30 protein-coding genes are annotated in these 23,473 nt (G+C 56.7%); 23 read left to right on the top strand and 7 right to left on the bottom strand.

Going from position 1 to position 23,473, the window contains the following annotated elements; genetic code table 11:
• Genes lsrB through lsrG form a run of 3 tightly spaced genes read left to right on the top strand, consistent with a single transcriptional unit; the run spans position 1 to position 2,191 of the window.
• On the top strand, positions 1 to 1,002 hold the full coding sequence (gene lsrB, locus AC4ICF_RS19995; RefSeq protein ID WP_116342159.1) for an autoinducer 2 ABC transporter substrate-binding protein LsrB: 1,002 nt from the start codon (positions 1 to 3) through the stop codon (positions 1,000 to 1,002).
• An 11-nt stretch (positions 1,003 to 1,013) separates the two neighbouring features.
• Complete coding sequence (gene lsrF, locus AC4ICF_RS19990; RefSeq protein WP_316379884.1) at positions 1,014 to 1,901, top strand: 3-hydroxy-5-phosphonooxypentane-2,4-dione thiolase; 888 nt, start codon at positions 1,014 to 1,016, stop codon at positions 1,899 to 1,901.
• On the top strand, positions 1,898 to 2,191 hold the full coding sequence (lsrG, locus tag AC4ICF_RS19985; RefSeq protein ID WP_044597614.1) for a (4S)-4-hydroxy-5-phosphonooxypentane-2,3-dione isomerase: 294 nt from the start codon (positions 1,898 to 1,900) through the stop codon (positions 2,189 to 2,191). The genes lsrF and lsrG overlap by 4 nt, the downstream gene beginning before the upstream one ends.
• Positions 2,192 to 2,230: 39 nt before the next feature.
• Here the strand turns inward: lsrG and AC4ICF_RS19980 are convergent, their stop codons facing one another.
• Both AC4ICF_RS19980 and AC4ICF_RS19975 read right to left on the bottom strand, forming a co-directional pair.
• The gene (locus tag AC4ICF_RS19980; RefSeq protein ID WP_316379885.1) at positions 2,231 to 3,079 is read right to left on the bottom strand and encodes a dihydrodipicolinate synthase family protein; all 849 of its coding nucleotides are present in this window, start codon (positions 3,077 to 3,079) and stop codon (positions 2,231 to 2,233) included.
• Positions 3,080 to 3,091: 12 nt separating this feature from the next.
• Complete coding sequence (locus tag AC4ICF_RS19975; protein ID WP_316379886.1) at positions 3,092 to 3,778, bottom strand: B3/B4 domain-containing protein; 687 nt, start codon at positions 3,776 to 3,778, stop codon at positions 3,092 to 3,094.
• 42 nt (positions 3,779 to 3,820) lie between these two features.
• Between AC4ICF_RS19975 and AC4ICF_RS19970 the strand changes: the two genes are divergently transcribed.
• A complete protein-coding gene (locus tag AC4ICF_RS19970) occupies positions 3,821 to 4,423 on the top strand; it encodes a helix-turn-helix domain-containing protein (protein WP_316379887.1) in 603 nt (200 codons plus the stop codon).
• Positions 4,424 to 4,462: 39 nt separating this feature from the next.
• Here AC4ICF_RS19970 and AC4ICF_RS19965 read toward each other — a convergent pair whose 3' ends face one another.
• Both AC4ICF_RS19965 and ygjG read right to left on the bottom strand, forming a co-directional pair.
• Positions 4,463 to 5,434: a WaaS/CpsH family glycosyltransferase gene (locus AC4ICF_RS19965; RefSeq protein ID WP_316379888.1), complete on the bottom strand. Its 972-nt coding sequence runs from the start codon at positions 5,432 to 5,434 to the stop codon at positions 4,463 to 4,465.
• A 96-nt stretch (positions 5,435 to 5,530) separates the two neighbouring features.
• Complete coding sequence (ygjG, locus tag AC4ICF_RS19960; protein ID WP_052682963.1) at positions 5,531 to 6,910, bottom strand: putrescine aminotransferase; 1,380 nt, start codon at positions 6,908 to 6,910, stop codon at positions 5,531 to 5,533.
• A 435-nt stretch (positions 6,911 to 7,345) separates the two neighbouring features.
• On the opposite strand from ygjG, the gene AC4ICF_RS19955 reads away from it, so the two are divergent.
• A complete protein-coding gene (locus AC4ICF_RS19955; RefSeq protein ID WP_302220267.1) occupies positions 7,346 to 8,866 on the top strand; it encodes a methyl-accepting chemotaxis protein in 1,521 nt (506 codons plus the stop codon).
• A 336-nt stretch (positions 8,867 to 9,202) separates the two neighbouring features.
• Entirely contained in the window at positions 9,203 to 10,762 is a 1,560-nt protein-coding gene (locus AC4ICF_RS19950; RefSeq protein ID WP_302220270.1) for a methyl-accepting chemotaxis protein, read from the top strand.
• On the opposite strand, the gene AC4ICF_RS19945 is transcribed toward AC4ICF_RS19950, so the two are convergent.
• Positions 10,759 to 11,253, bottom strand: coding sequence for a PadR family transcriptional regulator (locus AC4ICF_RS19945; protein ID WP_316379889.1), 495 nt, complete (start codon positions 11,251 to 11,253; stop codon positions 10,759 to 10,761). The genes AC4ICF_RS19950 and AC4ICF_RS19945 overlap by 4 nt on opposite strands.
• A 147-nt stretch (positions 11,254 to 11,400) precedes the next feature.
• Here AC4ICF_RS19945 and AC4ICF_RS19940 point away from each other — a divergent pair, with 147 nt between their 5' ends.
• Positions 11,401 to 12,165: a siderophore-interacting protein gene (locus AC4ICF_RS19940; RefSeq protein ID WP_316379890.1), complete on the top strand. Its 765-nt coding sequence runs from the start codon at positions 11,401 to 11,403 to the stop codon at positions 12,163 to 12,165.
• On the opposite strand, the gene AC4ICF_RS19935 is transcribed toward AC4ICF_RS19940, so the two are convergent.
• On the bottom strand, positions 12,166 to 13,335 hold the full coding sequence (locus AC4ICF_RS19935; RefSeq protein WP_439209974.1) for a coiled-coil domain-containing protein: 1,170 nt from the start codon (positions 13,333 to 13,335) through the stop codon (positions 12,166 to 12,168).
• A 367-nt stretch (positions 13,336 to 13,702) separates the two neighbouring features.
• Between AC4ICF_RS19935 and AC4ICF_RS19930 the strand changes: the two genes are divergently transcribed.
• Positions 13,703 to 14,386 carry an outer membrane protein gene (locus AC4ICF_RS19930; RefSeq protein ID WP_163329713.1) on the top strand — a complete coding sequence of 228 codons (684 nt, stop codon included), beginning with the start codon at positions 13,703 to 13,705 and terminating at the stop codon, positions 14,384 to 14,386.
• A gap of 90 nt (positions 14,387 to 14,476) precedes the next feature.
• Here AC4ICF_RS19930 and AC4ICF_RS19925 read toward each other — a convergent pair whose 3' ends face one another.
• A complete protein-coding gene (locus AC4ICF_RS19925) occupies positions 14,477 to 15,052 on the bottom strand; it encodes a phage repressor protein CI (RefSeq protein WP_316379892.1) in 576 nt (191 codons plus the stop codon).
• A gap of 242 nt (positions 15,053 to 15,294) precedes the next feature.
• On the opposite strand from AC4ICF_RS19925, the gene AC4ICF_RS19920 reads away from it, so the two are divergent.
• The 15 genes from AC4ICF_RS19920 (at position 15,295) to AC4ICF_RS19850 (ending at position 23,472) form a co-directional block, all read left to right on the top strand.
• Positions 15,295 to 15,633 carry a DUF5347 domain-containing protein gene (locus tag AC4ICF_RS19920; protein WP_316379893.1) on the top strand — a complete coding sequence of 113 codons (339 nt, stop codon included), beginning with the start codon at positions 15,295 to 15,297 and terminating at the stop codon, positions 15,631 to 15,633.
• Between the two features lie 68 nt (positions 15,634 to 15,701).
• Positions 15,702 to 15,929, top strand: a complete 228-nt coding sequence (locus tag AC4ICF_RS19915) for a DUF2732 family protein (RefSeq protein WP_233002877.1) — start codon at positions 15,702 to 15,704, stop codon at positions 15,927 to 15,929.
• Positions 15,929 to 16,150, top strand: coding sequence for a TraR/DksA family transcriptional regulator (locus AC4ICF_RS19910; protein WP_233002766.1), 222 nt, complete (start codon positions 15,929 to 15,931; stop codon positions 16,148 to 16,150). Before AC4ICF_RS19915 ends, AC4ICF_RS19910 begins: the two co-directional genes overlap by 1 nt.
• Position 16,151: 1 nt before the next feature.
• Positions 16,152 to 18,341 (top strand): replication endonuclease, encoded by a 2,190-nt coding sequence (locus tag AC4ICF_RS19905; protein ID WP_316379894.1) that lies wholly within the window; start codon positions 16,152 to 16,154, stop codon positions 18,339 to 18,341.
• A gap of 109 nt (positions 18,342 to 18,450) precedes the next feature.
• A complete protein-coding gene (locus tag AC4ICF_RS19900) occupies positions 18,451 to 18,891 on the top strand; it encodes a DinI-like family protein (RefSeq protein ID WP_316379895.1) in 441 nt (146 codons plus the stop codon).
• Positions 18,892 to 19,071: 180 nt separating this feature from the next.
• Positions 19,072 to 19,275: a tail protein X gene (locus tag AC4ICF_RS19895; RefSeq protein WP_069732677.1), complete on the top strand. Its 204-nt coding sequence runs from the start codon at positions 19,072 to 19,074 to the stop codon at positions 19,273 to 19,275.
• Positions 19,266 to 19,487, top strand: a complete 222-nt coding sequence (locus AC4ICF_RS19890; protein WP_006178624.1) for a phage holin family protein — start codon at positions 19,266 to 19,268, stop codon at positions 19,485 to 19,487. The genes AC4ICF_RS19895 and AC4ICF_RS19890 overlap by 10 nt, the downstream gene beginning before the upstream one ends.
• Positions 19,471 to 19,980 (top strand): lysozyme, encoded by a 510-nt coding sequence (locus AC4ICF_RS19885; RefSeq protein ID WP_316379896.1) that lies wholly within the window; start codon positions 19,471 to 19,473, stop codon positions 19,978 to 19,980. Before AC4ICF_RS19890 ends, AC4ICF_RS19885 begins: the two co-directional genes overlap by 17 nt.
• Positions 19,977 to 20,402 carry an Rz-like lysis system protein LysB gene (gene lysB / locus AC4ICF_RS19880; RefSeq protein WP_439209975.1) on the top strand — a complete coding sequence of 142 codons (426 nt, stop codon included), beginning with the start codon at positions 19,977 to 19,979 and terminating at the stop codon, positions 20,400 to 20,402. Before AC4ICF_RS19885 ends, lysB begins: the two co-directional genes overlap by 4 nt.
• Positions 20,290 to 20,535: an Rz1-like lysis system protein LysC gene (gene lysC / locus AC4ICF_RS19875; protein ID WP_233002771.1), complete on the top strand. Its 246-nt coding sequence runs from the start codon at positions 20,290 to 20,292 to the stop codon at positions 20,533 to 20,535. The genes lysB and lysC overlap by 113 nt, the downstream gene beginning before the upstream one ends.
• Positions 20,498 to 20,965, top strand: a complete 468-nt coding sequence (locus tag AC4ICF_RS19870; RefSeq protein ID WP_316379898.1) for a phage tail protein — start codon at positions 20,498 to 20,500, stop codon at positions 20,963 to 20,965. The genes lysC and AC4ICF_RS19870 overlap by 38 nt, the downstream gene beginning before the upstream one ends.
• 81 nt (positions 20,966 to 21,046) lie before the next feature.
• Positions 21,047 to 21,688 carry a phage baseplate assembly protein V gene (locus AC4ICF_RS19865; RefSeq protein ID WP_439209976.1) on the top strand — a complete coding sequence of 214 codons (642 nt, stop codon included), beginning with the start codon at positions 21,047 to 21,049 and terminating at the stop codon, positions 21,686 to 21,688.
• Entirely contained in the window at positions 21,685 to 22,035 is a 351-nt protein-coding gene (locus AC4ICF_RS19860; RefSeq protein ID WP_041908038.1) for a GPW/gp25 family protein, read from the top strand. The genes AC4ICF_RS19865 and AC4ICF_RS19860 overlap by 4 nt, the downstream gene beginning before the upstream one ends.
• Positions 22,036 to 22,040: 5 nt before the next feature.
• Entirely contained in the window at positions 22,041 to 22,949 is a 909-nt protein-coding gene (locus tag AC4ICF_RS19855) for a baseplate assembly protein (protein ID WP_136343796.1), read from the top strand.
• A complete protein-coding gene (locus AC4ICF_RS19850) occupies positions 22,942 to 23,472 on the top strand; it encodes a phage tail protein I (protein ID WP_233002774.1) in 531 nt (176 codons plus the stop codon). Before AC4ICF_RS19855 ends, AC4ICF_RS19850 begins: the two co-directional genes overlap by 8 nt.
• Position 23,473 lies beyond the last annotated feature (1 nt).

The raw sequence follows: 23,473 nt of genomic DNA, 5'->3' as shown, positions 1-23,473 counted from the left end.
ATGAAAACAAAACTGTTTGTCCTGGCAATGGCCCTCAGCTTCGCCTCGGCGCAGGCGGCGGACCGCATTGCCTTTATCCCGAAGCTGGTAGGCGTGGGCTTCTTCACCAGCGGCGGTAACGGAGCAAAAGAGGCGGGGAAAGACCTCGGCGTGGACGTGACCTACGACGGCCCAACCGAGCCGAGCGTCTCCGGCCAGGTGCAGCTCATCAATAACTTCGTTAACCAGGGCTATAACGCCATTATCGTCTCCGCCGTGTCGCCGGACGGCCTCTGCCCGGCGCTGAAGCGCGCGATGCAGCGCGGCGTCAAGGTCCTGACCTGGGATTCCGACACTAAGCCGGAGTGCCGCAGCATCTACATCAATCAGGGGACGCCGGAGCAGCTTGGCGGCCTGCTGGTGGAGATGGCGGGCAAGCAGGTTACCAAACCGAACGCTAAAGTGGCGTTCTTCTACTCAAGCCCCACCGTTACCGACCAGAACCAGTGGGTGAAAGAGGCGAAAGCCAAAATCGAGAAAGATCACCCGCAGTGGCAGATCGTCACCACCCAGTTTGGCTATAACGACGCCACTAAATCCCTGCAAACCGCTGAAGGGATCTTAAAAGCGTATCCGGATCTGGATGCGATCATTGCCCCGGACGCCAACGCGCTGCCGGCAGCGGCACAGGCGGCGGAAAACCTGAAGCGCGAAGGGGTGGCGATTGTCGGCTTCAGCACGCCGAACGTGATGCGCCCTTACGTTGAGCGCGGCACGGTGAAGGCCTTCGGCCTGTGGGATGTGGTGCAACAGGGCAAAATTGCGGTCAATGTCGCCGATCGCCTGCTGAAAAAAGGCGATCTTAACGTCGGCGACAGCGTGGACGTAAAAGATATCGGCGCGCTGAAGGTCGAGCCGAACAGCGTGCAGGGCTACCAGTATGAGGCGAAGGGCAACGGCATCGTGCTACTGCCGGAGCGCGTGGTGTTCACTAAAGAGAACATCAATAAATACGATTTCTGACGGGGGAGCAAATGGCTGATTTAGACGACATCAAAGACGGCAAGGATTTTGGCATCGGCACGCCGCAGCAGAATGTACCGTTCACGCTGAAAGGCTGCGGCTCGCTGGACTGGGGCATGCAGTCCCGGCTTTCACGCATCTTCAACCCGCAAAGCAACCGCACGGTGATGCTGGCCTTCGACCACGGCTATTTTCAGGGGCCGACCACCGGCCTTGAGCGTATCGACCTCTCTATCGCGCCGCTGTTTGGTGAAACCGACGTGCTGATGTGCACCCGCGGAATCCTGAGAAGCCAGGTGCCCGCCGCGACGAACAAACCGGTGGTGCTGCGCGCCTCCGGCGGTAATTCGATTCTGGGCGAACTGTCCAACGAGTGCGTGGCGGTGGCGATGGAGGATGCCCTGCGCCTGAACGTCTGCGCCGTGGCGGCGCAGGTGTACATCGGAAGCCCGTTTGAGCACCAGTCGATCAACAATATCATCAAGCTGGTAGACGCGGGCGCGCGCTACGGCATGCCGACGCTTGCGGTGACGGGCGTCGGCAAAGAGATGGCGCGTGACGCGCGCTATTTCTCGCTCGCCAGCCGCATCGCCGCCGAAATGGGGGCGCAGTTCGTCAAAACCTATTACGTGGACGAGGGCTTTGAAAAAGTGACCGCCAGTTGCCCGGTGCCGATCGTCATCGCCGGGGGCAAAAAGCTGCCGGAGCACGAGGCGCTGGAGATGTGCTGGCGGGCGATCGACCAGGGCGCGTCCGGCGTGGACATGGGGCGCAATATCTTCCAGTCCAGCGCGCCGCTCGCCATGCTGAAGGCGGTGAAGAAAGTGGTTCACGAGAGCTGGAACGCCCGTGACGCGTTCCAGTTCTGGCAGGAAGAGAAACAGGGAGAAGCGAAATGAACGTGACGTTAGTGGAGATCAACATCAAACCCGAGCGCGTGGACGAGTTTCTGGAGGTGTTTCGCGCCAACCACGAGGGGGCAATCAGGGAGCCGGGGAACCTGCGCTTTGACGTCTTGCAGGATCCAAGGGTGAAAACCCGGTTCTTTATCTACGAAGCCTATAAAGACGAAGAGGCGGTGCTGGCGCACAAGCAAACGCCGCACTATCTGGCATGCGTGGATAAGCTTGAGGAGCTGATGTCGGAGCCGCGCAAAAAACGCAGTTTTGTGGGGCTGTTGCCGGAGTAGCGGTCATGCCGGGTAAGCGCAAGCGCCACCCGGCGTTGTTCAGGCCAGCTTCAGCTCCGCAAGAATCGCAGCAAGCGCTTCGCGCGGCTCACCCTGAATAGCCTGAAGCGGGAAGGGGAGCGCGGGTGTTTCAACTTTCCCCAGCATTTCTGCCGCTGCTGCCACCACCCGTAAGCTGCCGTAACGACGGAACAATTCCCACAGCGGCTCCAGCCGCTCGGATTGCGCCGCCTCTTTCGAACGCGCAATCGCCAGCGCTGTTTGCGGAAACAACCCGCCGATGACCGAATACCAGACGTCAAACCCGGCCTGCAGGGCAGATGCTGCCCGCCAGTCGCCGGCAATGCCCAGCGTGACGGTATCAGGAAGACGAGCGCGTACCTGCGACAGCTCCTCCGGCACGCGGCCAAGCTTAATGGAGCCCACATTCGGCAGGGCCGCGGTAGCAAATAACAATTCATCGCTAAACGCAAAACCGGTCGTGGCGGGATTATCGTAAATACACAGCGGTACGGAGAGCTGGCGAGTCACCGTTTCATAGAGATTAAACGCTTCATCTTCCGTTAATCGCTGGTACGACACGGGTGCCATCAGCACGCCAGATGCACCTGCCGCTTGCGCGTCGTCAGCCAGACGCAGAATATCGTCCAGCCTAAGTGCGCCGATGCTGACGATGACCGGAACGTCACCAGCATGCTCCACCGCGCAGCGCGTGATTCGGCCGCGCTCTTCAATGGTCAGATAGGCATAACTTCCCGTTGAGCCCAAAATGCCCAGTGAATCCACGCCTGCGTCGACCACGGGGCGCAGAAGATTGATGAAGGACTGCTCGTCAAACATCTTATTTTTCAGGGGCGTTAACGGAAACGCGCTTAATCCGTGAAACACCTTGTTGTCCTCTTACAGCGTCAGCAGCTGGACCTGAGCCGTGGCTCCCGGCATCAGCTGCTGCAGGTTGTTGACCAGCTCCTCTCCTGCCTCTTCCAGTGCCGCAAGCGGCATCGACGGCAGGCTTTCAAGAATAAACCACATGGATTGCGCCTGACTGTCCAGACGCGTCCGTATCCCCTGGCGCCAGTTCCAGCGGCGGCAGGTGACGCCGAGGTCGTCGCGCCAGATAACCTCACCCGGTTCCGGATGTTCCACCACCGGCAGTCCCTCTTTGAAGGTATCAAACGGCTCGCTGCCGTCGGCCAGCGTCAGACGGGGCGCACCCGAGTACGCCGCGAGATTTTCCCCACCCACCGGAATGGCATAGCGAATGCTCACCGCGTTATAGATATCCACGACCGGATCCAGCGACGGCAGCGAACCGTCTTTCAGTACCCGCTTGCGCAGGGCAGAGGCCGAACAGGGCGTGCGTTTCGGCTTCGCACCGAAGGCTTTAAACACCTCATCCCAGTCTGAAAGGTGTGCATCAGCCCATGGCACATCATCATTCAACACCTGCCGGCAGGCCTGCGCCAGCGCGGCGGGCGCAACCTCCGGGTGGGTAATCGGCGCAGCTTCAACCAGAATGCTCAGTGCCCGAAAGCCCGGGGCAATCCCGGCAAGACGTGAGTCTATTGACGGCGTAACGAGAGACATAAATAATCCTGTATTGACTGTTTTATACCATGGTAGTGACCAATGACTGATAAAGTCAATATAATGACTGCGCAGGGTGCTGATGTTGCCCAGGTAAGCCTGGCCGTGGCGAACCGCATCCGCAACTGGCGGAAAGAGAAAAAGCTGTCGCTGGACGAGCTGTCCCGCCGGGCCAGCGTCAGCAAAGGGATGCTGGTGGAGATCGAAAAGGGCGCAGCCAACCCTAGCATCGCCATCCTGTGCAAGCTGGCCGCCGCGCTAGGCATCTCCGTGGCGGATATCGTCAATGTCTCCAGCGAGCCGCTGGTGCACGTTATCGAAGAAGCGGTGATTCCGGTGTTGTGGCAGGGCGAACAGGGCGGTTACGCCAGGCTGCTGGCAGGCACTGCGGGCCCGGATATGATTGAGTTATGGCAGTGGGAGATGCATCCGGGGGAGTATTTCACCTCGACAGGGCATCCGTCGGGAACCTTTGAGCTGTTGCACGTGAACGAAGGCGTGTTGACGCTGACGGTGGACGAGACGGTGACGCAGGTTAATGCAGGCGCATCGGCGGTGGCGAAAACCGAAGCCGCACACGGCTATGCGAATGAAGGCGATGCCGTGCTTCGTTTCACCATGACCGTGGCGGAGTTTCACCGTTAAAAAGCAGTCCGGTAGGGGATTCTAACGGGCGAGCTCCTTTCAGGAATGATGCTTTTGCAACGTAGCAAGCAGACTGTCTGCACAGTACTGTCTGAGGAGTTTCTCATCCCTCTCAGGCAGGTCGCTTTGAAGAAAGGCGTCCAGACCCTCGGTATCGACACCGTTATAAATAAAAATACGGGCGGGATCGTAAAGCGCCATCGTCTTAATCGACGCATTGGTGGTGATAAGCTTCCTGTTCAGAACCAAAGCTTCCAGCGCGCGAAGCGTTAATCCATTTTGCTCAGGTTTGTTTATTTCCAGCATAACTGAACAGCGTTTGGCTTTATCTATATTGTCCAGATAGCTGAGTTTTTTATTCTGGCAATTATCGGGGTAGTTATCCTGATTATTGTACTTATCCAGCAGATAAAAATCTGTCTTATAACCGCTATTTTCGAGCACCGGTGTGAGTGTGCGAAGAACTTCTGCACGAATGGGTTCATAGCCGCCGACAAAAAAGCAGCTTTTATTTTCAGTTGCGCTCTCATTTTGAAATTGCTGAATTTCTTGCCAGCTAAAAGGCAAAAACTGCTCAATCGCATGCAGATCATAGCGCTCGCAATCAGCAGGATCAAAGCTATAAATAGCATCAAAGAAGGGGCGAACGGTGTCGATGTAATACGCATCCTGCGCCAGTTGTCCAAGAAGACGACGTTTGCGCGTCAGGGCATCCACGGAGTCGCGCAGAATCAAAACTTTTTTACACGGCATGCTGGCGACATAATCCAGGAACGGAAAAACGCTATACCCATTACAAATCACAATATCATCGGGTTTTATTGCCGATAATTTAACGGCACAGTGCGCGCGCTTATGCCATTTTTTTAACGCCTGGCCTGGCAGTAGGGCATTGATCGATTTAAAGCGTCGCATAATGCGATTAATTTGCTTGACGGGGTGATCCTTAGCAAGCGAATTAAGCATCATGATTTCGAAAGGATTGACCCATTCCAGGAAAAAATAGCGCATGGTCCCTCAGGAGAAGATAGCCGATATAGAGGGGATGATAACTTATTCTGCCAGATGGGTCATTAAACTCCCCCTCGTCCGGAGGGGGAGTAGATATTACGCCTCTTCCACGCTCACCCGCAGCGCTGCCAGCGCTTTACGCGCCGCTTTCAGCACCTGCTCACACTGCTCAATGGTCAGCGTCAGCGGTGGTTCAATGCGGATGGTTTTCGAGTTGTTGAGCGTGCCGGCCACCAGCACCCGCTGGCGGAACATCTCGCTCGCGAAGCTGTAGCCGATTTCGTTGTCGACAAACTCAATCGCCATCAGCATTCCTTTGCCGCGTGCCTCCTGCACCAGGTCCGGGTACTCACGCCCCAGCTGGCGGAAGCCGTCCAGCAGCATGTCGCCTTTCTGCTCCGCCTGCGCGGGTAGGTTTTGCTCAAGCAGCACGTTGATGGTGGCCAGCGCCGCCGCGCAGGCCAGCGGGTTGCCGCCAAAGGTGGTGGTATGCAGGAACGGATTGTCGAACAGCACCGAGAACACCTCTTCCGTTGCAACCGTTGCTCCTATTGGCATCACGCCGCCGCCGAGCGCTTTCGCCAGACACAGAATGTCCGGCTGAACGTTTTCATGCTCGCAGGCAAACATCCTGCCGGTGCGTCCCATCCCGGTCTGCACTTCGTCGAGGATCAGCAGCGCGCCAAACTCATCGCACAGCTGACGCACGGCGGGCAGATAGCCCTGCGGAGGGAGGATCACACCCCCTTCACCCTGAATCGGCTCCAGGATCACCGCCGCCACGTCATCGCCGGTTTTACGGCATTCGCTCAGCACGGTGCGCATGGCGTTGATGTCGCCAAACGGCACGTGGCGAAAGCCCGGCAGCAGCGGCATAAACGGCTTGCGGAAGGTGGATTTCGCGGTCGCCGACAGTGCGCCCAGGGATTTACCGTGGAACGCGCCGCTGGTGGCGATAAAGGTGAATTTCCCGCGCGGCGACTGGTACGCTTTGGCGAGCTTAATCGCCGCTTCGACCGATTCCGTGCCGCTGTTGCTGAAGAAGCTGTACTTCAGTTTGCCGGGGGTTAAGGCCGCCAGCGTTTTCGCGAGCATGGCGCGAAGCGGGTCGAGCAGTTCCTGGCTATGGAGAGGTTGTTTCGCAAGTTGATTCTGTACGGCGGAAACCACTACTGGATTACGGTGCCCCACGTTGAAGATACCGAAACCACCCAGGCAATCTATGAACTCCTGTCCCTGGGTGTCGACAAGCGTATTAAGACTTCCCGCTTGCCACTCTACGGCTCCGTAATCCCCGCCGGCGGTAACAGATTTGCGATACTCCAGAAAACCAGGATTGACGTGCTCTTTAAAGTAATCGATGACCTCTCGGTTAAGTTGTTTCATCTCCTCATGATCGAGCGTTCGCTTCTCAATGAGATTCAGTGCGTGCGCGGTACAGGCAAGAGCCGAGGCGCTGGAAGGTAACCTGTTCAAAATGTGCTCCCGGGGATCGCGTATCACATGATACTGGTTTAAGTATTGCAGGGATTACGCCACTTCAGATGACTTAACGAAAATCGGGATAAACGCCAGGTTAAAATATTGTTGCACAATATTTAATCATGCCAATACAGCCGAAACGGGATTTCGCGGAACACGGCAACATACGTTGTGAGGGGCAGAAAAGGGCAATTGCACTAAAGGAGTGCATTGCTTGCGGCTTAAGTGGGCGTTAACAGGTCATATTTTGTAGGTAATTTCTTTGTGAAAGTATTTGAAATCAATGAATTATAAAATCTCACAAAAAGTGCGGTTTAAGTGAAATCTGCGATCTCCATCAACTTTAACAACTAAAGATAAATTGTTTACCGCCGAAAAAACAATAAACCACAAAATTAACATTCGAATAACCTGCAAGGAATGCCCATCATGTCTTCTCCCTCCTTTGTCACCCAGAATAATTATCCTCTGGACGATGACACCACCTTAATGTCTACCACAGACGTCCACAGCTACATTACCCACGCCAACGACACCTTTGTGCAGGTGAGCGGCTACCAGCTTGATGAGCTGACGGGCCAGCCGCACAATATGGTGCGCCACCCCGATATGCCAAAAGCCGCGTTTGCCGATATGTGGTACACGCTGCAGCAGGGCGAGCCGTGGAGCGGGATTGTCAAAAACCGGCGCAAAAACGGTGACCACTACTGGGTGCGTGCGAATGCGGTGCCGATGGTGCGCCGCGGGCAGGTGACGGGCTATATGTCGATCCGCACCAAAGCCACGGAGGAAGAGATTGCCGCCGTGGAGCCGCTCTACCGGGCGCTGAATAACGGGAGCTGTAAAAAACGTATTCATAAAGGGCTGGTGGTGCGTAAGGGCTGGCGGGGTAAACTTCCTGCAATGCCGCTGCGCTGGCGGGTACGCAGCGTGATGGCGGTACTCTTTGCCGCGCTTGCCGCTACCCTGCTGACGACCTCCGCAGGCTGGGCACCGCTCGCAGCGGCTGCCGTGGTAATGCTGCTGGGTACGCTGCTGTTTGAGCAGCAGATTGTCCGCCCGATCGAGAACGTGGCGCGTCAGGCGCTGAAGGTGGCGACCGGCGAGCGTAACAGTGTGCAGCATCTGAACCGCAGCGACGAGCTGGGGCTGACCCTGCGCGCGGTAGGACAACTGGGGCTGATGTGCCGCTGGCTCATCAATGACGTCTCAAGCCAGGTGATGAGCGTCCGTGACGGCAGCGACAGGCTGGCGCAGGGGAATGAAGCGCTGAACGATCGTACGCGTCAGACCGTGGCGAACGTGCAGCAGACCGTCGCAACGATGAATCAGATGGCCGCTTCCGTTCAGAGCAACTCTGAAACCGCCGCTGAGGTGGATAAACTCTCCGTTGCTGCGAGCAGCGCGGCGACGGAGGGCGGAAACGCGATGCAGACCGTCGTCAAAACCATGGACGACATCGCCGACAGCACGCAGCGAATTGGCTCAATTACCACCCTGATTAACGATATCGCTTTCCAGACCAATATCCTGGCGCTGAACGCGGCCGTTGAAGCGGCAAGGGCCGGCGAGCAGGGAAAAGGCTTTGCCGTAGTCGCGGGGGAAGTCCGCCATCTCGCCAGCCGCAGCGCGAATGCGGCTAACGATATCCGTAAGCTGATTGATGCCAGCGCCAGCAGGGTGCAGTCCGGCTCTGAGCAGGTGCACGCCGCAGGCCGCACGATGGATGACATTGTCGAGCAGGTGAAAAACGTGACGCAGCTTATCGCGCAGATCAGCCACTCGACGTCCGAACAGGCCACCGGACTGTCAGAATTAACCCGTGCGGTGGCGGAGCTGGACAGCATCACGCAGAAAAATGCCGACCTTGTCGAGGAGAGCGCGCACATTTCTGCCATGGTGAAACACCGCGCCGGGCGTCTTAAGGATGCGGTAACGGTGCTCCATTGAGCCAGTAGTGTTCCGGAAAAGCCGTTTATACCGTAAGGAATAAACGGCTTTTTTATTTCTGCTTGTGACTATTAATATGTTTTATTGTTAATCAGATATTAAATAACTAAAGAAAGTGCCTCAGTTATTTATTCCTGCCTAAGTCAGTTTTCCGTGATGCTATTTTGTAAAACCCTGTTCTGGTGGTCTGGTAACGATCGATGAGGCGGTATTAATAGCCTCTACCTATCCATTGTGATGGTTATGAAATAAAAAAACGATCAAAGTCATAAAGTTAGCGGATTCGTTACCGATAACAGCGATCGTCTGAGAAATAATCACATCGATGGAGAAAATATGTTCTTACATGACGTAAAGATCGGCACGAAATTATTTCTGGCGTTTGGATTCTTTATTGTCCTGATGGTAGTTAGCGCCAGTATGTCCTTACTGAGTCTGAACCGGGCTAACAACGGGATGCAATCCATCATTACCCATGATTATCCGACCACGGTAAAAGCGAACCAGTTAATCGACAACTTCCAGGAATTTATTAGCACTCAGCAGCTCATGTTGCTGGATGATAAGGGAACGTACACGGCGCAGTCGCAGCAGCATCTTAAAACGATCAGCGAACATATTACGTTGATTCTGGGTGAGCTAAACAGCGTGTTGCAGGATCCGAAATCACAGCAGGTCCTTGCCGAGATCCGCGACGTTCGTCAGCAGTATCTGGACTCGCGCTATCGCATTTTGCAGGCGGTGCAGAACAACGATCGCGCGGCTGCAATCCAGGAGATGATGACCCGCACCCTCACCGTGCAGCAGGCCTATAAAGCCAAAGTGCAGGAGCTGATTGCGATTCAGAACCATGAGATGCAGAGCGCAGGGAAGCAGGTGGAAGGTGACTTCAAATCCAGCCGGCTGCTGCTGATCCTGATCACCCTGTTTAGCGTTGCGGCGGGCAGCCTGATTGGCTGGTTTATCGTGCGCGCTATTACTCGTCCGCTCGGCGAGGCGGTGAATTTTGCCAATGCCATTTCAGAGGGCGACCTGACGGGCAGCATCACGCCGCACGGCAAGGACGAAACGGGCCTGTTGCTGCACGCGCTGATGGAGATGAAAAACCGCCTGCTGGACATTGTGCAGCAGGTGCAAACCGGCTCGGAGAATATCTCCAGCGCGGCCGCGCAGATTGTCGCCGGGAACCAGGATCTGGCCGCGCGCACCGAAGAGCAGGCCAGCTCCGTTGAACAGACCGCCGCCTCGATGGAGCAGATCACCGCGACGGTGAAAAACACCGCCTCGCACACCGGCGAAGCGACCAACCTCTCGGCAGATGCCGCCACGGTGGTCAAAAACAACGGGGAGATGATGAAGCAGGTGACCAGCAAAATGCGCCTGATTAACGAGACGTCGAACCGGATGTCCGACATTATCGACCTGATCGACGCCATTGCCTTCCAGACCAACATTCTGGCGCTGAACGCGGCGGTGGAAGCGGCGCGTGCCGGCGAGCACGGCCGTGGTTTTGCGGTGGTGGCCGGCGAGGTGCGCCAGCTTGCCCAGAAGAGCGCGTCGTCAGCCAGCGAAATCCGCGAGCTGATCGAGAGCTCCACCAGCCAAACCCAGGACGGGATGAACCTGGTGGAAAAAGCGAGCGCTCTGATCAACGGGATGGTCGGCAACGTGGAGGAGATGGACGTGATCCTGCGCGAGATCCGCCAGGCCAGCCACGAGCAGACGGAAGGGATCTCGCAGATCAACAGCGCGATTGGCCTGATTGATGCCACCACCCAGCAGAACTCTGCGCTGGTGGAGGAGTCCGTCGCGGCGGCGGCATCCCTTAACGAGCAGGCGATGCACCTGAAAGAGCTGGTACGCGTCTTCCGCGTGAGCGAGCACGCGCCGGCTTAATCCAGCTGGGAGATCTCCAGCGCCGCGCGGTCGATTACGCCGATAATCTGCTTGAGCTGCGCGTCGCTGAGCTCTCCCTGATTTACCTTCAGATCTAACACCGCTTTAAAGTTATCCAGCGCCCGCTTCATCTGCGGGTTTTTGCGCAGCTGAAAGCCGACGCTGCGCGCTTTAATACGCACCTGGATCTGTTCCAGCTGTTCCCGGTTTTCGTCCAGCCAGCGTTGTCCTGCAGCGGTAATCGCAATCTTCTTACGACCGCTTTCTTCTTCCGTGATGGTGATAAAGGTCTGATCCTGAAGATAATCCAGGGTTGGATAGATCACACCTGGGCTCGGAGTGTAGTTCCCCTGAGTCAGATTCTCGATCTCTTTGATCAGCTCATAGCCGTGGCTCGCGCTGCGGGTCAGGATGTCCAGGATCACCAGCCGCAGGTCGCCGTGGCCGAAAAAGCGCGGTCGGCGTCCGCCGCCATCGTGTTCGTGTCGCATAGTAGTCTCTTTAATTTGATATATCTAAACTATATCTAAGATATATTCAGATGCAATCTAAAAGATCTTGCATTTTTACTGATTAGTAATCATTATCATTTAAAAATCAGTTTCGATATATCGTATTCACAAGACAAGAGGCTAAAAATGGCATCTACCCGTTACCCACAGCGCGTGCGTAATGACCTGCGTTTTCGCGAGCTGACGGTGCGCCGCGTTGAGCGCATCAGCGCAGGCTTTCAGCGCATTGTTTTAGGCGGCGAGGCGCTGGAGGGCTTTAGCTCCCGCGGTTTCGACGACCACACCAAAGTCTTTTTCCCGGCACCTGGCACCACGTTTGTTCCGCCGGTGGTCACCGATGAAGGCATCGACTGGGGCGACGGCGTGCGTCCGCAGGCGCGCGACTATACGCCGCTGTACGATGAGGCAAATCATGAGCTGTTGCTCGATTTCTTCATTCATGACGGCGGGGTTGCCAGCCGCTGGGCGGTCGAGGCGAAAGCGGGCGACAGGCTGACCATCGGCGGCCCGCGCGGTTCTCTGGTGGTGCCGGAGGATTACGCCTGGCAGCTGTACGTGTGCGACGAGTCCGGCATGCCCGCGCTGCGTCGGCGCTTAGAGAGCATTGTTAAACTGCCGGTTCGCCCGGAGGTTCATGCGGTAGTGACGGTCGGGGACGAATCTTACAAAGGCTATCTGGCGCACCTGAGCGAATTCAATATCACATGGGTGGTGGGCCACAACGCGCAGGCGGTAGCGGACCATCTGGCGGCGCTGACCGTTCCGGCTGAGGATTACTTTATCTGGCTGACCGGGGAAGGGAAGGTGGTGAAAAGCCTGAGCCGCCAGTTTGAAACCGACGCGATTGACCAGCAGCTGGTGCGTGCCAGCGCATACTGGCACGCTAAATAATCAGGCTGCCGAATCCAGCTGCGCTTCGTTCACCTGATGTTCGAGCGAGGCGCGGACCTCGTGCAGCGCTTTCTCCTGCTGAGCGAAGTACGCTTCCATATTGCTCAGCGAAGAGACCAGCAGCCAGGACTCCTCTTTCTCCAGCTCCGCCAGCTCGTGCACTAAGGTATCGATTTGCTCGCGGACCTGCGCCATTTTTTTACGGATACGTTCCAGATCGTTCAGCCTGTCGCTTGCCATCAATGGCTCGAAGCCCTGCTGCAGGCGGGCCACCAGCGAGCGAATGGCTTTTACGTCGCCGCGCTGCTTCGCCTGGTTGAGCTGCACCATCATCGCGTTGGCTTCCTCTTTTAGATCGTCTGCGACTAAATCCGGATGGCAGAGCTTGCTCGCCTGCCGCCAGAGGCGCTTGAGCTCGTTTTGATCCTCTTCCGAGAGATCTTTCCCCTTACGCAGACGCACTTCGGCATCGTGATGCTGTTCGCGATACTTCTCGTACTCTTCGTTGGCCTCGTCGCGGGCCTGCCGGGCAGGCTCCTCTTCGCGCGTTAAGCCGCTCTCCAGCTCGAGCGCTTCGGCCAGCAGGTTTGCAATCAGATTACTTTGCTGCTCAAGATGCTTGCGCGCCTCAGCGGCCTGCACGGAGTCGGCCGGAAGGTCGCGCCAGCGCTGGGTGAGCGTAGCCAGCACCTCTACCGCCTGCGCCATATACCGCTGGCAGCGACGGTAATCTTCCTCGCGACGACGTGCCTCCGCCTGCTGACGACGCAGGTTCAGCTCCGCCAGGGTTTTACGCAGGGCGAGGATCTGCTGCATCAGCGGGCCCAGCCGTGAGAAATACAAATCGTTGAACTCATCAAGCTGCTGTACGCGTGCGTTGCGGCGGTCAATCAGATCGCGCAGTCGCTCTTCCAGCGCCTTCAGCTCCAGCTTGCTGGCAGCCACCTGCGGATCGCGCCATTGGGTCACGGCGCGCTGGCCCTGCAGCCAGGCGGTAATGGCCGCCATCGCCGCGGTGTAGTTCTTTTGCTCAAGCATCACGACGATTGCCTGTAGCTCATCGTCAAACGCTTCATTTTTCAGGCGTGTCAGCTGGCTCTGGATGATGTCGTAATCTTCCAGTTCAATGGCATTTTTAATGATTTCTAGCCGTTTGATCGGTGTGCTCATGATGCCTTTCGCTTTGGCGCTTAAGTATTTGAGTTAAGGGTAGTTGTTGTAAAAGCTACAGGAAATAATACACACGGATGATGATCGGCGCGATGGGGGATTTCTTTAGATTTTACAGAGTGTGAAGATGGGCGCGTAACAGATGAAATGAGTAGGTTGCTTTTAATAGTAAGCGTTAATTAATTGAAATAAATAACAATAGTTTTTAAAGCAAGACAAGTCCCTACGTAAAATTACCAGGTAAAACGCGTATTCCTCCGAATAGTTTGCCTTTTCGGGAGTGCTTATGCTTCGTCTCACTGACATTTTTTCCTGACCTCGGCAGACGATGGTTCGCCGTGCGGAATATTTTTTCAACGGAGTGTAGATGAAGATGAAAGCTATTGTAGTCGCCCTGCCGATCGCGATGATCCCGGCTACCGTTCTGGCGGCAAATACGGAAGAAGGGTATTACGGTTCCGCAAAATATCTCCAGGTTGAACAACGTGCAAAGGAGATGGATACCAGCGCACGTCCTGGGGTAGGGCAGTTTGTGGGCGGTAAAGAGAAAGAGCACTTTGGCGGCGCGGCGATTGCTGCGGGCTATCAGTTTGGTAACGGCTGGCGTACAGAGGGTGAATATACCTTTAAACAAAAGACGGAGTACACCAGCGGCTCCAGCACATTCGCTAATAGCTTTAATCACTTACAGACTGAAACTGAACGTCTGATGCTGAATGTCTATCGCGATTATGAATTGGGCTACGGTGTGTCTGTTTACGGTACTGCCGGGCTTGGCGTGAGTAAAATCAAAGCGGGCGGCTGGCAGGGTAACGCCGGACGTGAATATGCCTCGACAACACAAAGCAATCTGACTTATGCGTTAGGGGCGGGCGTAAGCTACATGCCGGTTGAGCGTCTGTATGTTGATCTGGGCTACCGTTATATCGATATGGGTAAGATCGAAAGTGGGTATAACAACTTCACTAACGCGCGTGGCTTAAAAGACGAACAGATGAAAGCGCATATTGTCTCTAATGAATTTACCCTTGGCATGCGTTATGTCTTTTAACCTGTTGTAAGTTTTTACTGTCTTTAAAACAGGGCCAACGCCGCGTGAATGCGGCGTTGGCTTTTTTGTTCTTGTCGCAGAACGCTTTCATCAGCTCATCTCGCTGTAGATCCCTACCACGCGGCCCACCGTTTTTATCTCGTCGATACCGCACTCAAAGGGAACTTTACCGCCCGCCACGTGGAGTTTTTTACCCGGTAGCAGCGTTAAGTCGCGGATGCTGGTGGTCCCTTCAATCTCAACCAGCCACAGGCCGTCGGTTAACGACGCCTCTTTTTCGATAAAGTGCAGCTTACCCTCCGCCCGGACGGCAATGCCGCGAGCCAGCGGTTTGCTAAAGACAGCTGAATCAATACTCAAAATAGTATTTTCTTCCAGTCTTCCATCACTGAGTGTGAACATGGAAACTGAAACGGGGTCGCCCGAGGCGGGGTTACCTTCAAACTGCGCGCCTTGCCCGGTCATCAGCCAGCGCAGGCTGGCACCGGTGTCCAGCGCGCACTGAACCGCGAAGTCGTAAGAGATAGTACCGCGCGCGTAGCGGTTCTGAAGCGAGCTGGCGGCGATATTAAAGTGCCGGGCCAGCTGGATTTTCTGCGTGAAACCATATACCTGACAGATTCTATCGAGTAACTCTTCATTATTCACTTGAGAATCTAAGATCAAAATATATTCCTTTGGGTGTTTACTAATACTCAATTGGGTATTAATATCATTGCAAATTCGAGCAATCTGCGGCAGACGTTGGCAAACAGAGGCTAAAGATTGCAGACATTATCAAAATGGGAATTTTGCAGCATGGCTTGTGAAATCGCAATCATCAAACGGCGGAAAATGCCGGGCTATATCTGTTTTCTGCAAGGTAGCGGCTGGCCATTCGGCCTGCGCGGATTCACGCGAGAGGGTATATGGCAATAGAAGCTGCCCGAGCAAGGGTTCCGCTCAGCGTGGGGGCACGCCTCAGTGGACTTAACCACGTCGCGGAACTGCGCGCCAGATACTGGAGCGACAGCGGAAAAGAGCTGGCGCGGTTTATGGCCGAGATGCGAGACAAGCGCGATCCCTGTTTTGAAGAAAACAGCAGGGCGCTGGCCGCCATCTTTTTCCTGGCGAGATTGCCCGTCGCCCGTCATGAGTGCGATATCAGCGAGCTGACGACCGAGGAGAAAAGGGCGCTGATTATCGCCATGAACCATTTTCGCGCTGTCGTGAGTTTATTTCCTGAACGGCTGACCCTGCCGATCTAATCCAACCCGAAACCTATTGGCGTAAACCCGCCGGGCAATCTATTGCCTGAATTTAAGGAGAAAGCGTGATGCGAAACGGTGAAAACCGCCCTAATCCGATCGGAAGTGAAGAACTAAAACGTCTGCTGATGGAGGCAAAAACAGAGGAACGATGCGCGCGAGCCCTCGCGGTCTCCCTGCGCCTGGAGGCGCTGGCGAGCCATATCTTCAAAACCGGCATGAGCGGAGAAGACGTTGCCGAACTGCTGTGCCACGAGGCGGCCCGCTACGAACGTGAATCTCAGGAGCTGCACTGATGGCCGATTATATCGATCTTGCGCAGGCGCGCGAGCAGGAAGACAGAGAGCGCCACATTAACAGTGCCCGCAGACGGCCCGCATCGCCTTCGCGTTTCCTCTGCGAGGACTGCGATGCACCGATACCTGAGGCGCGTCGAAAGGCGGTGCCTGGGGTGGCCTTGTGCATCACCTGCCAGGAGATCGCGGAGATGAAAAACAAACACGTCCGGGGAGGATGAGTTGGCGACGTCATTTGCTTATCCGTGGAATGCTCCACGGTCGGCCATTGCCAGCCCTTACCTCACGCACGCCCAACAGCAGCGTCGCGATCGCCTCTTCGCGGCGCTGCATCAGGCAAGAATGGCCCTCTCACAGCAGCCTGACTGCGTGCGCTTCGAGGTCTGGCGCACGGTTGACACCCTCGAAAAGCATCGGGGCAGCCTGCAGGCCAATGCTTTCTTGATCCGCTTCGGCAAAAGAATGTTGCCCCGCCTGCGCCTGATCTCTGAACGCTATACCTGCGCGGGCCTCCACAACATGGTCTCCAGGGCCGTGTTTGACGGCCATTTCGACACCCAGATTCTGCAATACCTTGCCTCACGGATGGTCGAGCTGGTTGCCCGCTATAACCGTCTTCCGGATATGTCCCGTGCGGATATCGACCTGCTGGCCGCTGATATCGCCAGCTTTATTCGCGGCGAGCTGGCGAATATTAACGATGCTGAGATGGGCGAATACCGGACGCTTTACGTCTGGTACCAGCGCGCCGGACTGATCGCCCGACAGTTCAACGTGTCACCTCCCCACTGGGAGCGGGTGTCGAAGACGTTTTTCAACAAAGATGACGTTGCCGCGGCGGTGATCCGCATGTTTTCCGAGGCGTGGTGGCGCGGGCGCCTGCGTCGGATCGCGGCGGCCTGGCGCGAGCATTTGCAGATTGCGCTCGGCAACGTCAGCAAAAAGAGAACAGCGTATGCGAGCAGGCGCTGCGTGACCGAGTGGCGCGAGCAGAAGCGCCGAACCCGGGAATTCCTTAAGGGCATGGAGCTTGAAGATGAAGAGGGCAACCGCATCAGCCTGATTGAAAAATATGATCGTTCAGTAGCTAACCCGGCGATACGCCGCTGTGAACTGATGACCCGCATCCGCGGGTTTGAAAATATCTGCGGGGCGCTGGGCTATGTGGGTGAATTCTATACCTTAACCGCGCCCGCGCAGTATCACGCGACCGTGAAGTCGGGCTACCCCAACGCGAAGTGGAACGGGGCCAGCCCGGCGGATACGCAAGGCTACTTTACCCGTCTCTGGGCGCGTATCCGGGCAAAACTCCACCGGGACGGGCACCGTATTTTTGGTATCCGCGTCGCCGAACCCCATCACGACGGTACGCCCCACTGGCACATGCTGATGTTTATGCTGCCGGAAGATGTCGAATGCGTTCGCCAGATTATCGGGGATTACGCACGGCTGGAGGATGCCGTTGAGCTGCAGAGCGAAAGCGCCAGAAGGGCGCGTTTTCATGCGGAAGCGATCGATCCGCAGAAAGGCAGTGCTACGGGCTATATAGCCAAATACATCTCAAAGAATATCGACGGCTATGCGCTTGATGGCGAGACCGATAGCGAAAGCGGCGGGCTTCTGAAGGAGATGGCGTCCGCCGTTTCGGCCTGGGCGGGACGCTGGCACATTCGTCAGTTTCAGTTCATCGGCGGCGCGCCGGTAACGGTCTACCGCGAGCTGCGCCGTCTGGCGGATGCCGAGGCCGCGCGCGGCTTGAGCATTGAGTTTGCCGCCGTCCATGATGCCGCCGACGCCGGTGATTGGGCGGGTTATGTCACAGCGCAGGGCGGGCCGCTTGTCCGGCGCGACGATTTACAGGTGCGTACGTTGTATGAGCCGCGCGCCGGGTTTAACCAGTACGGCGAGGAAACCGTTCGTATTCGTGGCGTGTACGATTCCGCCGTCGGCGCGGGTAGCCCGATTATAACCCGGCACACCCAGTGGAAAATTGTGCCGAAGCGGGCCGTGGAGGTTAAGGATACGCCTGAGCCCTCTCGGAGTTCTGTCAATAACTGTACGCAGGACGATCTGTCTAAGCCCCTTAGCCGGCGTGCGAGACGGGCATTAACCGAACGCATCAAATTCATCCGCCCAGGCCCGTCGTCGCCCATAGTCTTCGCGAGCGACCCGCAGAACGGGGTACCAGAGAAGGTGATTGACGAAATACGGCTCTCAACCGGGATAGCCATCAGCCGGGGCGAGGCCCTGCATCTTATGGCGGGAGGCGTCAGCCGCTTTAACGACAAATGGTGCAGGGGCGCAGCTGACGGATCGCTATTTCCTGCGGCGTGTTCTTATCAGGAAAAGGCGCGGAAAATCCTTGAACGTATTGGGTATTTAACGGATCTGTTAACCCGGCGAGCACGCTAATCTTCATCGATATCATGCACATACCGTGAAGTGTTCTGATTTTTCGCTTCACTCTTTTTATGAATACATGCTACTGTATGTTTATACAGTATCTCGTGGTGGAGGTTGTGTGGACAGAGAGTTGAACGAGCAGGTCATGATTGAACGAGTCGAGATGATTGCTCGGCTGACGACAGAAGGAACGTGTCAGGAAAGAGATCGTGAGATTGCCCTGAATTTGATTGCCGAGATTGCGCGGGGAAATTTAATCAAGAACAACGCCTTTACCGTTGTTTTCTCGGCATCGCCTGTTCCGGAACGAGTTAAAAAAGAAAGTAACGTTCGGGTGAACATTACTCTCGATAAAGATCGGCTGGCTGGCCAGTCCGTCGCCGAAGCCTTTCAGAGCGAACTGACCCGCAGGATTGGATCCCTGTTTCCGTCAACGCGGGTGATCGTGAAAATAGGCTCGGTGACGGGTGTGGAGCTCCAGGGGCTTGAAAAAGAGGCCGATCGCGAGGCGCTGGACACTATTCTCCGGGAGGTCTGGGAAGACGAGAGCTGGCGCTAGCCCCGGTTTTATTACCCGGACCGAACACCCTCATTAGATTTTTACGCTCCTATTGAACCGCGCTTCGCTTCTCGCGGACGGTCTGTTGTGTCCGCGAGCGTCCATCCGTCAGCGATAGCGAAAAGCCTGCTGGCCCGGGAAACTCTACAGTACCTTGAAACCGGATGTTGGGAGCGTCTGATGAAAATCTATGCAATGCAGGGGGACACGCTTGATGCCGTTTGCGCCCGCTTTTATGGGCGCACGGCTGGCGTCGTTGAAGCCGTTCTGGAGGCCAACTCTGGCCTCGCGGAGTCAGGGGTTATCTTGCCTCACGGCACGCCGGTAGAGATGCCGGAGGTGGATACCGCCCCCACAAAAGAATCCGTAAACCTATGGGACTGAGCCTGGAGAAAATCACCACGTTTATCGCCTACTGGCTGGCTGTGGCGCTGGCCTGGTTCGGGGCGATGTCTCCTGAAAAAGTGGCGCTGTACGTGGGAAGTCTTTGCGCCATTTTTACCGCGCTGACGAATTACTGGTTTAAGAGAAAAACCTGGCGCTATCTCAAATCTCTTGGCCTCGATAAGAAGAGCATTCGTGAACTCAATCATTAAGCGTTGCAGTATCGCCGGCGTGCTGGCCCTGGCGGTGCTGATGCCTGACTTTCGGTTACTGAAAACCTCCCCGGATGGGCTGGCGTTGATTGCCGATCTCGAAGGATGCCGCCTCTCGCCCTACAGGTGTAACGCCGGCGTATGGACGTCAGGCATTGGCCACACGGCAAACGTTGTGCCCACGCGGGACATTACGGAGCGTGAGGCCGCGGCAAACCTGGTCGCTGATGTGCTCAACGTGGAGCGGCGGCTGGCGGCGTGCGCGCCGGTAGAAATGCCGCCACGGGTCTACGACGCGCTGGTGAGCTTCACGTTTAATGTCGGCGCAGGCGCTGCCTGTCGTTCGACGCTGGTGTCGTTTATCAAGCGTAAACAGTGGTCGCAGGCGTGCGAGCAGCTTACCCGCTGGGTGTACATCAACGGCGTCAAAAATGCCGGGCTGGAAAATCGTCGCGTCCGCGAGAAGGCCTGGTGCATGAAGGGGCTGCAATGAGAGCCCTCATGCTGGCGCTGGCCGGGCTGCTGGCTATCACGCTGTGGCTTCGTCATGACAACCTGAACCTGTCTCGTTCCTTGGCCACGGCTAACCGGGTCGCCAGCGAGCAAAAAACGGCCCTCGCCACGCTTAACCAGCAGCTGTCCCTGTCACAACGGATATCCCGATCAAACGAAAACGCCCAGGTCAGGCTCCGTGAGGCGCTTGTCACTGCGGGTGAGGAGAGCGCGAGACGGGAAGCCACTATCGGGAGATTACTTAATGAAAATGAAGCGTTACGCCGCTGGTATAGCGCTCGGCTGCCTGATGCTGTCCGCAGGTTGCACACCCGCACCGCCTGCGCCTCCGCAGCCCATTGTTTACCACGCCTGCCCGAAAGTGAGCCTCTGCCCGATGCCGGGCAGCGAACCCGCCACTAACGGCGATCTCAGCGCGGATATTCGCAGGCTTGAGTATGCCCTTATCGCCTGCGCGCTGCAGGTTGAAACCCTTAAAAACTGTCAGGATAAACTCGATGCACAAACTCAAGAGCCTGCGTCAGGCATTAATTGACGCGATCCCCCAACTGAACGCCAGCCCGGAGCGCCTGCAGATGTCGGTCGGAAGCGGGCATATTGACGCCCGCCTGGCCTCCTCGCTCTCCTTTGAAAAACACTATCAACTGAATGCAAAGGTCAGCGGTTTCACCGGTGACAGCGAGGGATTTTTCGTTCCCGTGCTGGCCTGGCTTCGGGAAAACCAGCCGGACATTTTTACCCTTGATGAAGGCCGTAAAAACGGATGTTCCTTCACGATCGTCTTAAACGATGACGATACGATGGATATCAGCGTCAGTTTGCAATTAACCGAGCGCATGCTTGTTGCACAGGAGCAGGGCGCTCTGCACGCGACGTATTCCCCCGAACCGCCGCTGCCGGAGCCCGTCACGCGTCCGACGTCGTTGTACATCAACGGTGAGCTGGTCAGCCAGTGGGAGGCTTAATTTCCCCCGCGCCGTGTTGTTTCATCCCGCATAAAACCTCGTCTCGTTGCTGCCGTTCCTCCTGAACGGCATTCTCTTCTCATGAATACATTAACTTCCATGAACGGTATCGCTCGCGCGATCCGCAATCTGATTCGTATCGGTGTTGTGACCGAGGTTGACCTCAACAGAGGGCTTTGTCGTGTCCAGACCGGCGGGATGAAAACTACCTGGCTGAACTGGCTAACCTGTCGTGCGGGACGTTCGCGCGTCTGGTGGGCGCCTTCCGAGGGCGAGCAGGTGCTGCTGCTGGCCATCGGAGGCGAGCTTGATACCGCCTTTGTGCTGCCTGGCATTTTCTCGGACGACCATCCGGCGCCGTCCGGGTCGCCTGATGCGTTCCACGTCTCGTTTCCTGACGGCGCGGTGATCGAGTACGAACCCGAACGCGGGGCGCTGACGGTTACAGGCATTAAAACGGCCGACATTACCGCCTCGGAATCGCTGACCGCCACCGTGCCGGAGGTGCGGGTGACGTCAACTTCCCGCATCACGCTGGATACGCCTGAAGTGGTGTGTACCAACAAGTTAATTACCGCCTCTCTTGAAGTGCAGCAGGGCGGTGTGATGACCGGAAATATTGAGCATTCCGGCGGTAAATTCACCTCCAACGGGGTACAGGTGGACAACCACGCGCACGGCAGCGTGCAAAGCGGCGGAAGCTGGACTAAGGGGACACAATGACGGTGCGATACAGGGGAATGAACAGGCAGACCGGGCTGAGCATTTCAGAGGCTGAACACATCCGGCAGAGCGTGCGCGACATTCTGGTCACGCCGATTGGCTCGCGGGTTATGCGCCGGGACTACGGCTCGCTGCTGGCGGCGATGATCGACAGGCCGCAGAGCCCGGCGCTGCGCCTGCAAATCATGTCCGCATGCTATTCCGCCATCCAGAAATGGGAGCCGCGGATAAGCCTGACGGCCATCACTTTCGAGCGTTCGGAGAACGACGGGACGTTGTATGTCGATATCACCGGCACGCGCCCGACCTCCGGACAATCCTTTTCTATCACCATTTCACTGAGTTAAACGCTATGGCTATTGTTGATCTGAGCCAGCTCGCCGCGCCTGATGTCGTGGAGGAGGTGGATTATGAAACGCTGTTGGCAGAACGAAAGGCCACCTTTGTCTCGCTCTATCCCGAAGAGGAGCGAGAGGCGATTGCGCGGACGCTGACGCTGGAGTCAGAGCCGATTGTGAAGCTCCTGCAGGAGAATGCCTACCGGGAAGTCATGTGGCGTCAGCGGGTTAACGAGGCCGCGCGTGCGGTCATGTTGGCCTATGCAGCGGGCAGCGATCTGGACCAGATTGGGGCAAACGCTAACCTTGCGCGTCTGGTGATCGCCCCTGCCGACGACACCACGTTCCCACCCACGCCGGCTGTGATGGAGTCCGATACCGATTTTCGTCTGCGCATCCAGCAGGCGCCGGAAGGGCTGAGCGTGGCCGGTTCGACGGGCGCGTACCAGTTCCATGGCCGCAGTGCCGATGGCCGGGTAGCGGACATCTCCGTCATCAGCCCGCAGCCGGCGAACGTCACGATCTCCGTGCTCTCCCGGGAGAATAACGGCATAGCGTCTGAAGAGCTGATCGCTATTGTTCGTAATGCCCTCAACGATGAAGACGTCAGGCCCGTTGCCGACCGCGTTACCGTCCAGTCGGCCAAAATCGTTGACTACAGCATTGAAGCATCGCTTTTCCTTTTTCCCGGCCCTGAAAGCGAGCCGGTACTCAACGCGGCAAGAGCCCGGTTACAGGCCTATATCACGGCTCAGCATCGGCTTGGACGCGATATTCGCAAGTCCGCCATTTACGCCGCTCTTCACGTAGAAGGGGTGCAGCGGGTGGAACTGACCGCACCCGCAGCTGACATCGTGCTTGATGAAACCCAGGCCTCATGGTGCAGCCACTACAGCGTAACCGTGGGAGGCAACGATGAGTAACACCCGTCTTTTACCGGTTGGCTCATCGCCGCTTGAGGTGGCGGCAGCGCGCGCCTGTGCGGATATAGAAAATACGCCCGTTCCGCTGCGTCATCTCTGGAGCGCGGACACCTGCCCGGCGAATCTGCTGCCCTGGCTGGCGTGGGCGTTTTCGGTTGACCGCTGGGACGAGAGCTGGCCGGAAGCCACTAAGCGGGACGTTATCCGCGCGGCGTGGTTTATCCATGCCCACAAAGGGACGATTGGCGCCGTGCGTCGCGTGGTGGAGCCGCTTGGCTATTTGATCAACGTCACCGAGTGGTGGGAAACCAACGATCCGCCCGGCACCTTCCGCCTTGATATTGGCGTGCTGGACACCGGTATCACCGAGGAAATGTATTACGAAATGGAGAGGCTGATTGCTGATGCAAAGCCTGCCAGCCGCCACCTTATTGGCCTGAATATCATCCAGGACATTCCGGGTTATCTCTATACCGGCGCCCTGAGCTATGACGGCGACATCATTACGGTTTATCCCGGATAAG

The organism is Enterobacter sp. ECC_219_Taxon_10 (assembly GCF_058354905.1).
Note: the sequence above shows the minus strand (reverse complement) of the source record. Positions and strands in the feature narration are given on the sequence as shown.

Excerpts from the sequence above, each read along its gene's own strand:
- lsrF (WP_316379884.1), top strand. The coding sequence starts at position 1,014 with ATGGCTGATTTAGACGACATCAAAGACGGCAAGGATTTTGGCATCGGC.
- lysB (WP_439209975.1), top strand. The coding sequence starts at position 19,977 with ATGAGAGCCCTCATGCTGGCGCTGGCCGGGCTGCTGGCTATCACGCTG.
- lsrG (WP_044597614.1), top strand. The coding sequence starts at position 1,898 with ATGAACGTGACGTTAGTGGAGATCAACATCAAACCCGAGCGCGTGGAC.
- AC4ICF_RS19945 (WP_316379889.1), bottom strand. The coding sequence starts at position 11,253 with ATGCGACACGAACACGATGGCGGCGGACGCCGACCGCGCTTTTTCGGC.
- AC4ICF_RS19850 (WP_233002774.1), top strand. The coding sequence starts at position 22,942 with ATGAGTAACACCCGTCTTTTACCGGTTGGCTCATCGCCGCTTGAGGTG.
- lsrB (WP_116342159.1), top strand. The coding sequence starts at position 1 with ATGAAAACAAAACTGTTTGTCCTGGCAATGGCCCTCAGCTTCGCCTCG.
- AC4ICF_RS19930 (WP_163329713.1), top strand. The coding sequence starts at position 13,703 with ATGAAGATGAAAGCTATTGTAGTCGCCCTGCCGATCGCGATGATCCCG.
- AC4ICF_RS19970 (WP_316379887.1), top strand. The coding sequence starts at position 3,821 with ATGACTGATAAAGTCAATATAATGACTGCGCAGGGTGCTGATGTTGCC.
- AC4ICF_RS19910 (WP_233002766.1), top strand. The coding sequence starts at position 15,929 with ATGGCCGATTATATCGATCTTGCGCAGGCGCGCGAGCAGGAAGACAGA.
- AC4ICF_RS19860 (WP_041908038.1), top strand. The coding sequence starts at position 21,685 with ATGACGGTGCGATACAGGGGAATGAACAGGCAGACCGGGCTGAGCATT.
- AC4ICF_RS19870 (WP_316379898.1), top strand. The coding sequence starts at position 20,498 with ATGCACAAACTCAAGAGCCTGCGTCAGGCATTAATTGACGCGATCCCC.
- AC4ICF_RS19915 (WP_233002877.1), top strand. The coding sequence starts at position 15,702 with ATGCGAAACGGTGAAAACCGCCCTAATCCGATCGGAAGTGAAGAACTA.
- AC4ICF_RS19950 (WP_302220270.1), top strand. The coding sequence starts at position 9,203 with ATGTTCTTACATGACGTAAAGATCGGCACGAAATTATTTCTGGCGTTT.
- AC4ICF_RS19890 (WP_006178624.1), top strand. The coding sequence starts at position 19,266 with ATGGGACTGAGCCTGGAGAAAATCACCACGTTTATCGCCTACTGGCTG.
- AC4ICF_RS19965 (WP_316379888.1), bottom strand. The coding sequence starts at position 5,434 with ATGCGCTATTTTTTCCTGGAATGGGTCAATCCTTTCGAAATCATGATG.
- AC4ICF_RS19955 (WP_302220267.1), top strand. The coding sequence starts at position 7,346 with ATGTCTTCTCCCTCCTTTGTCACCCAGAATAATTATCCTCTGGACGAT.
- AC4ICF_RS19935 (WP_439209974.1), bottom strand. The coding sequence starts at position 13,335 with ATGAGCACACCGATCAAACGGCTAGAAATCATTAAAAATGCCATTGAA.
- AC4ICF_RS19920 (WP_316379893.1), top strand. The coding sequence starts at position 15,295 with ATGGCAATAGAAGCTGCCCGAGCAAGGGTTCCGCTCAGCGTGGGGGCA.
- AC4ICF_RS19855 (WP_136343796.1), top strand. The coding sequence starts at position 22,041 with ATGGCTATTGTTGATCTGAGCCAGCTCGCCGCGCCTGATGTCGTGGAG.
- AC4ICF_RS19940 (WP_316379890.1), top strand. The coding sequence starts at position 11,401 with ATGGCATCTACCCGTTACCCACAGCGCGTGCGTAATGACCTGCGTTTT.
- AC4ICF_RS19865 (WP_439209976.1), top strand. The coding sequence starts at position 21,047 with ATGAATACATTAACTTCCATGAACGGTATCGCTCGCGCGATCCGCAAT.
- lysC (WP_233002771.1), top strand. The coding sequence starts at position 20,290 with ATGCTGTCCGCAGGTTGCACACCCGCACCGCCTGCGCCTCCGCAGCCC.
- AC4ICF_RS19975 (WP_316379886.1), bottom strand. The coding sequence starts at position 3,778 with ATGTCTCTCGTTACGCCGTCAATAGACTCACGTCTTGCCGGGATTGCC.
- AC4ICF_RS19895 (WP_069732677.1), top strand. The coding sequence starts at position 19,072 with ATGAAAATCTATGCAATGCAGGGGGACACGCTTGATGCCGTTTGCGCC.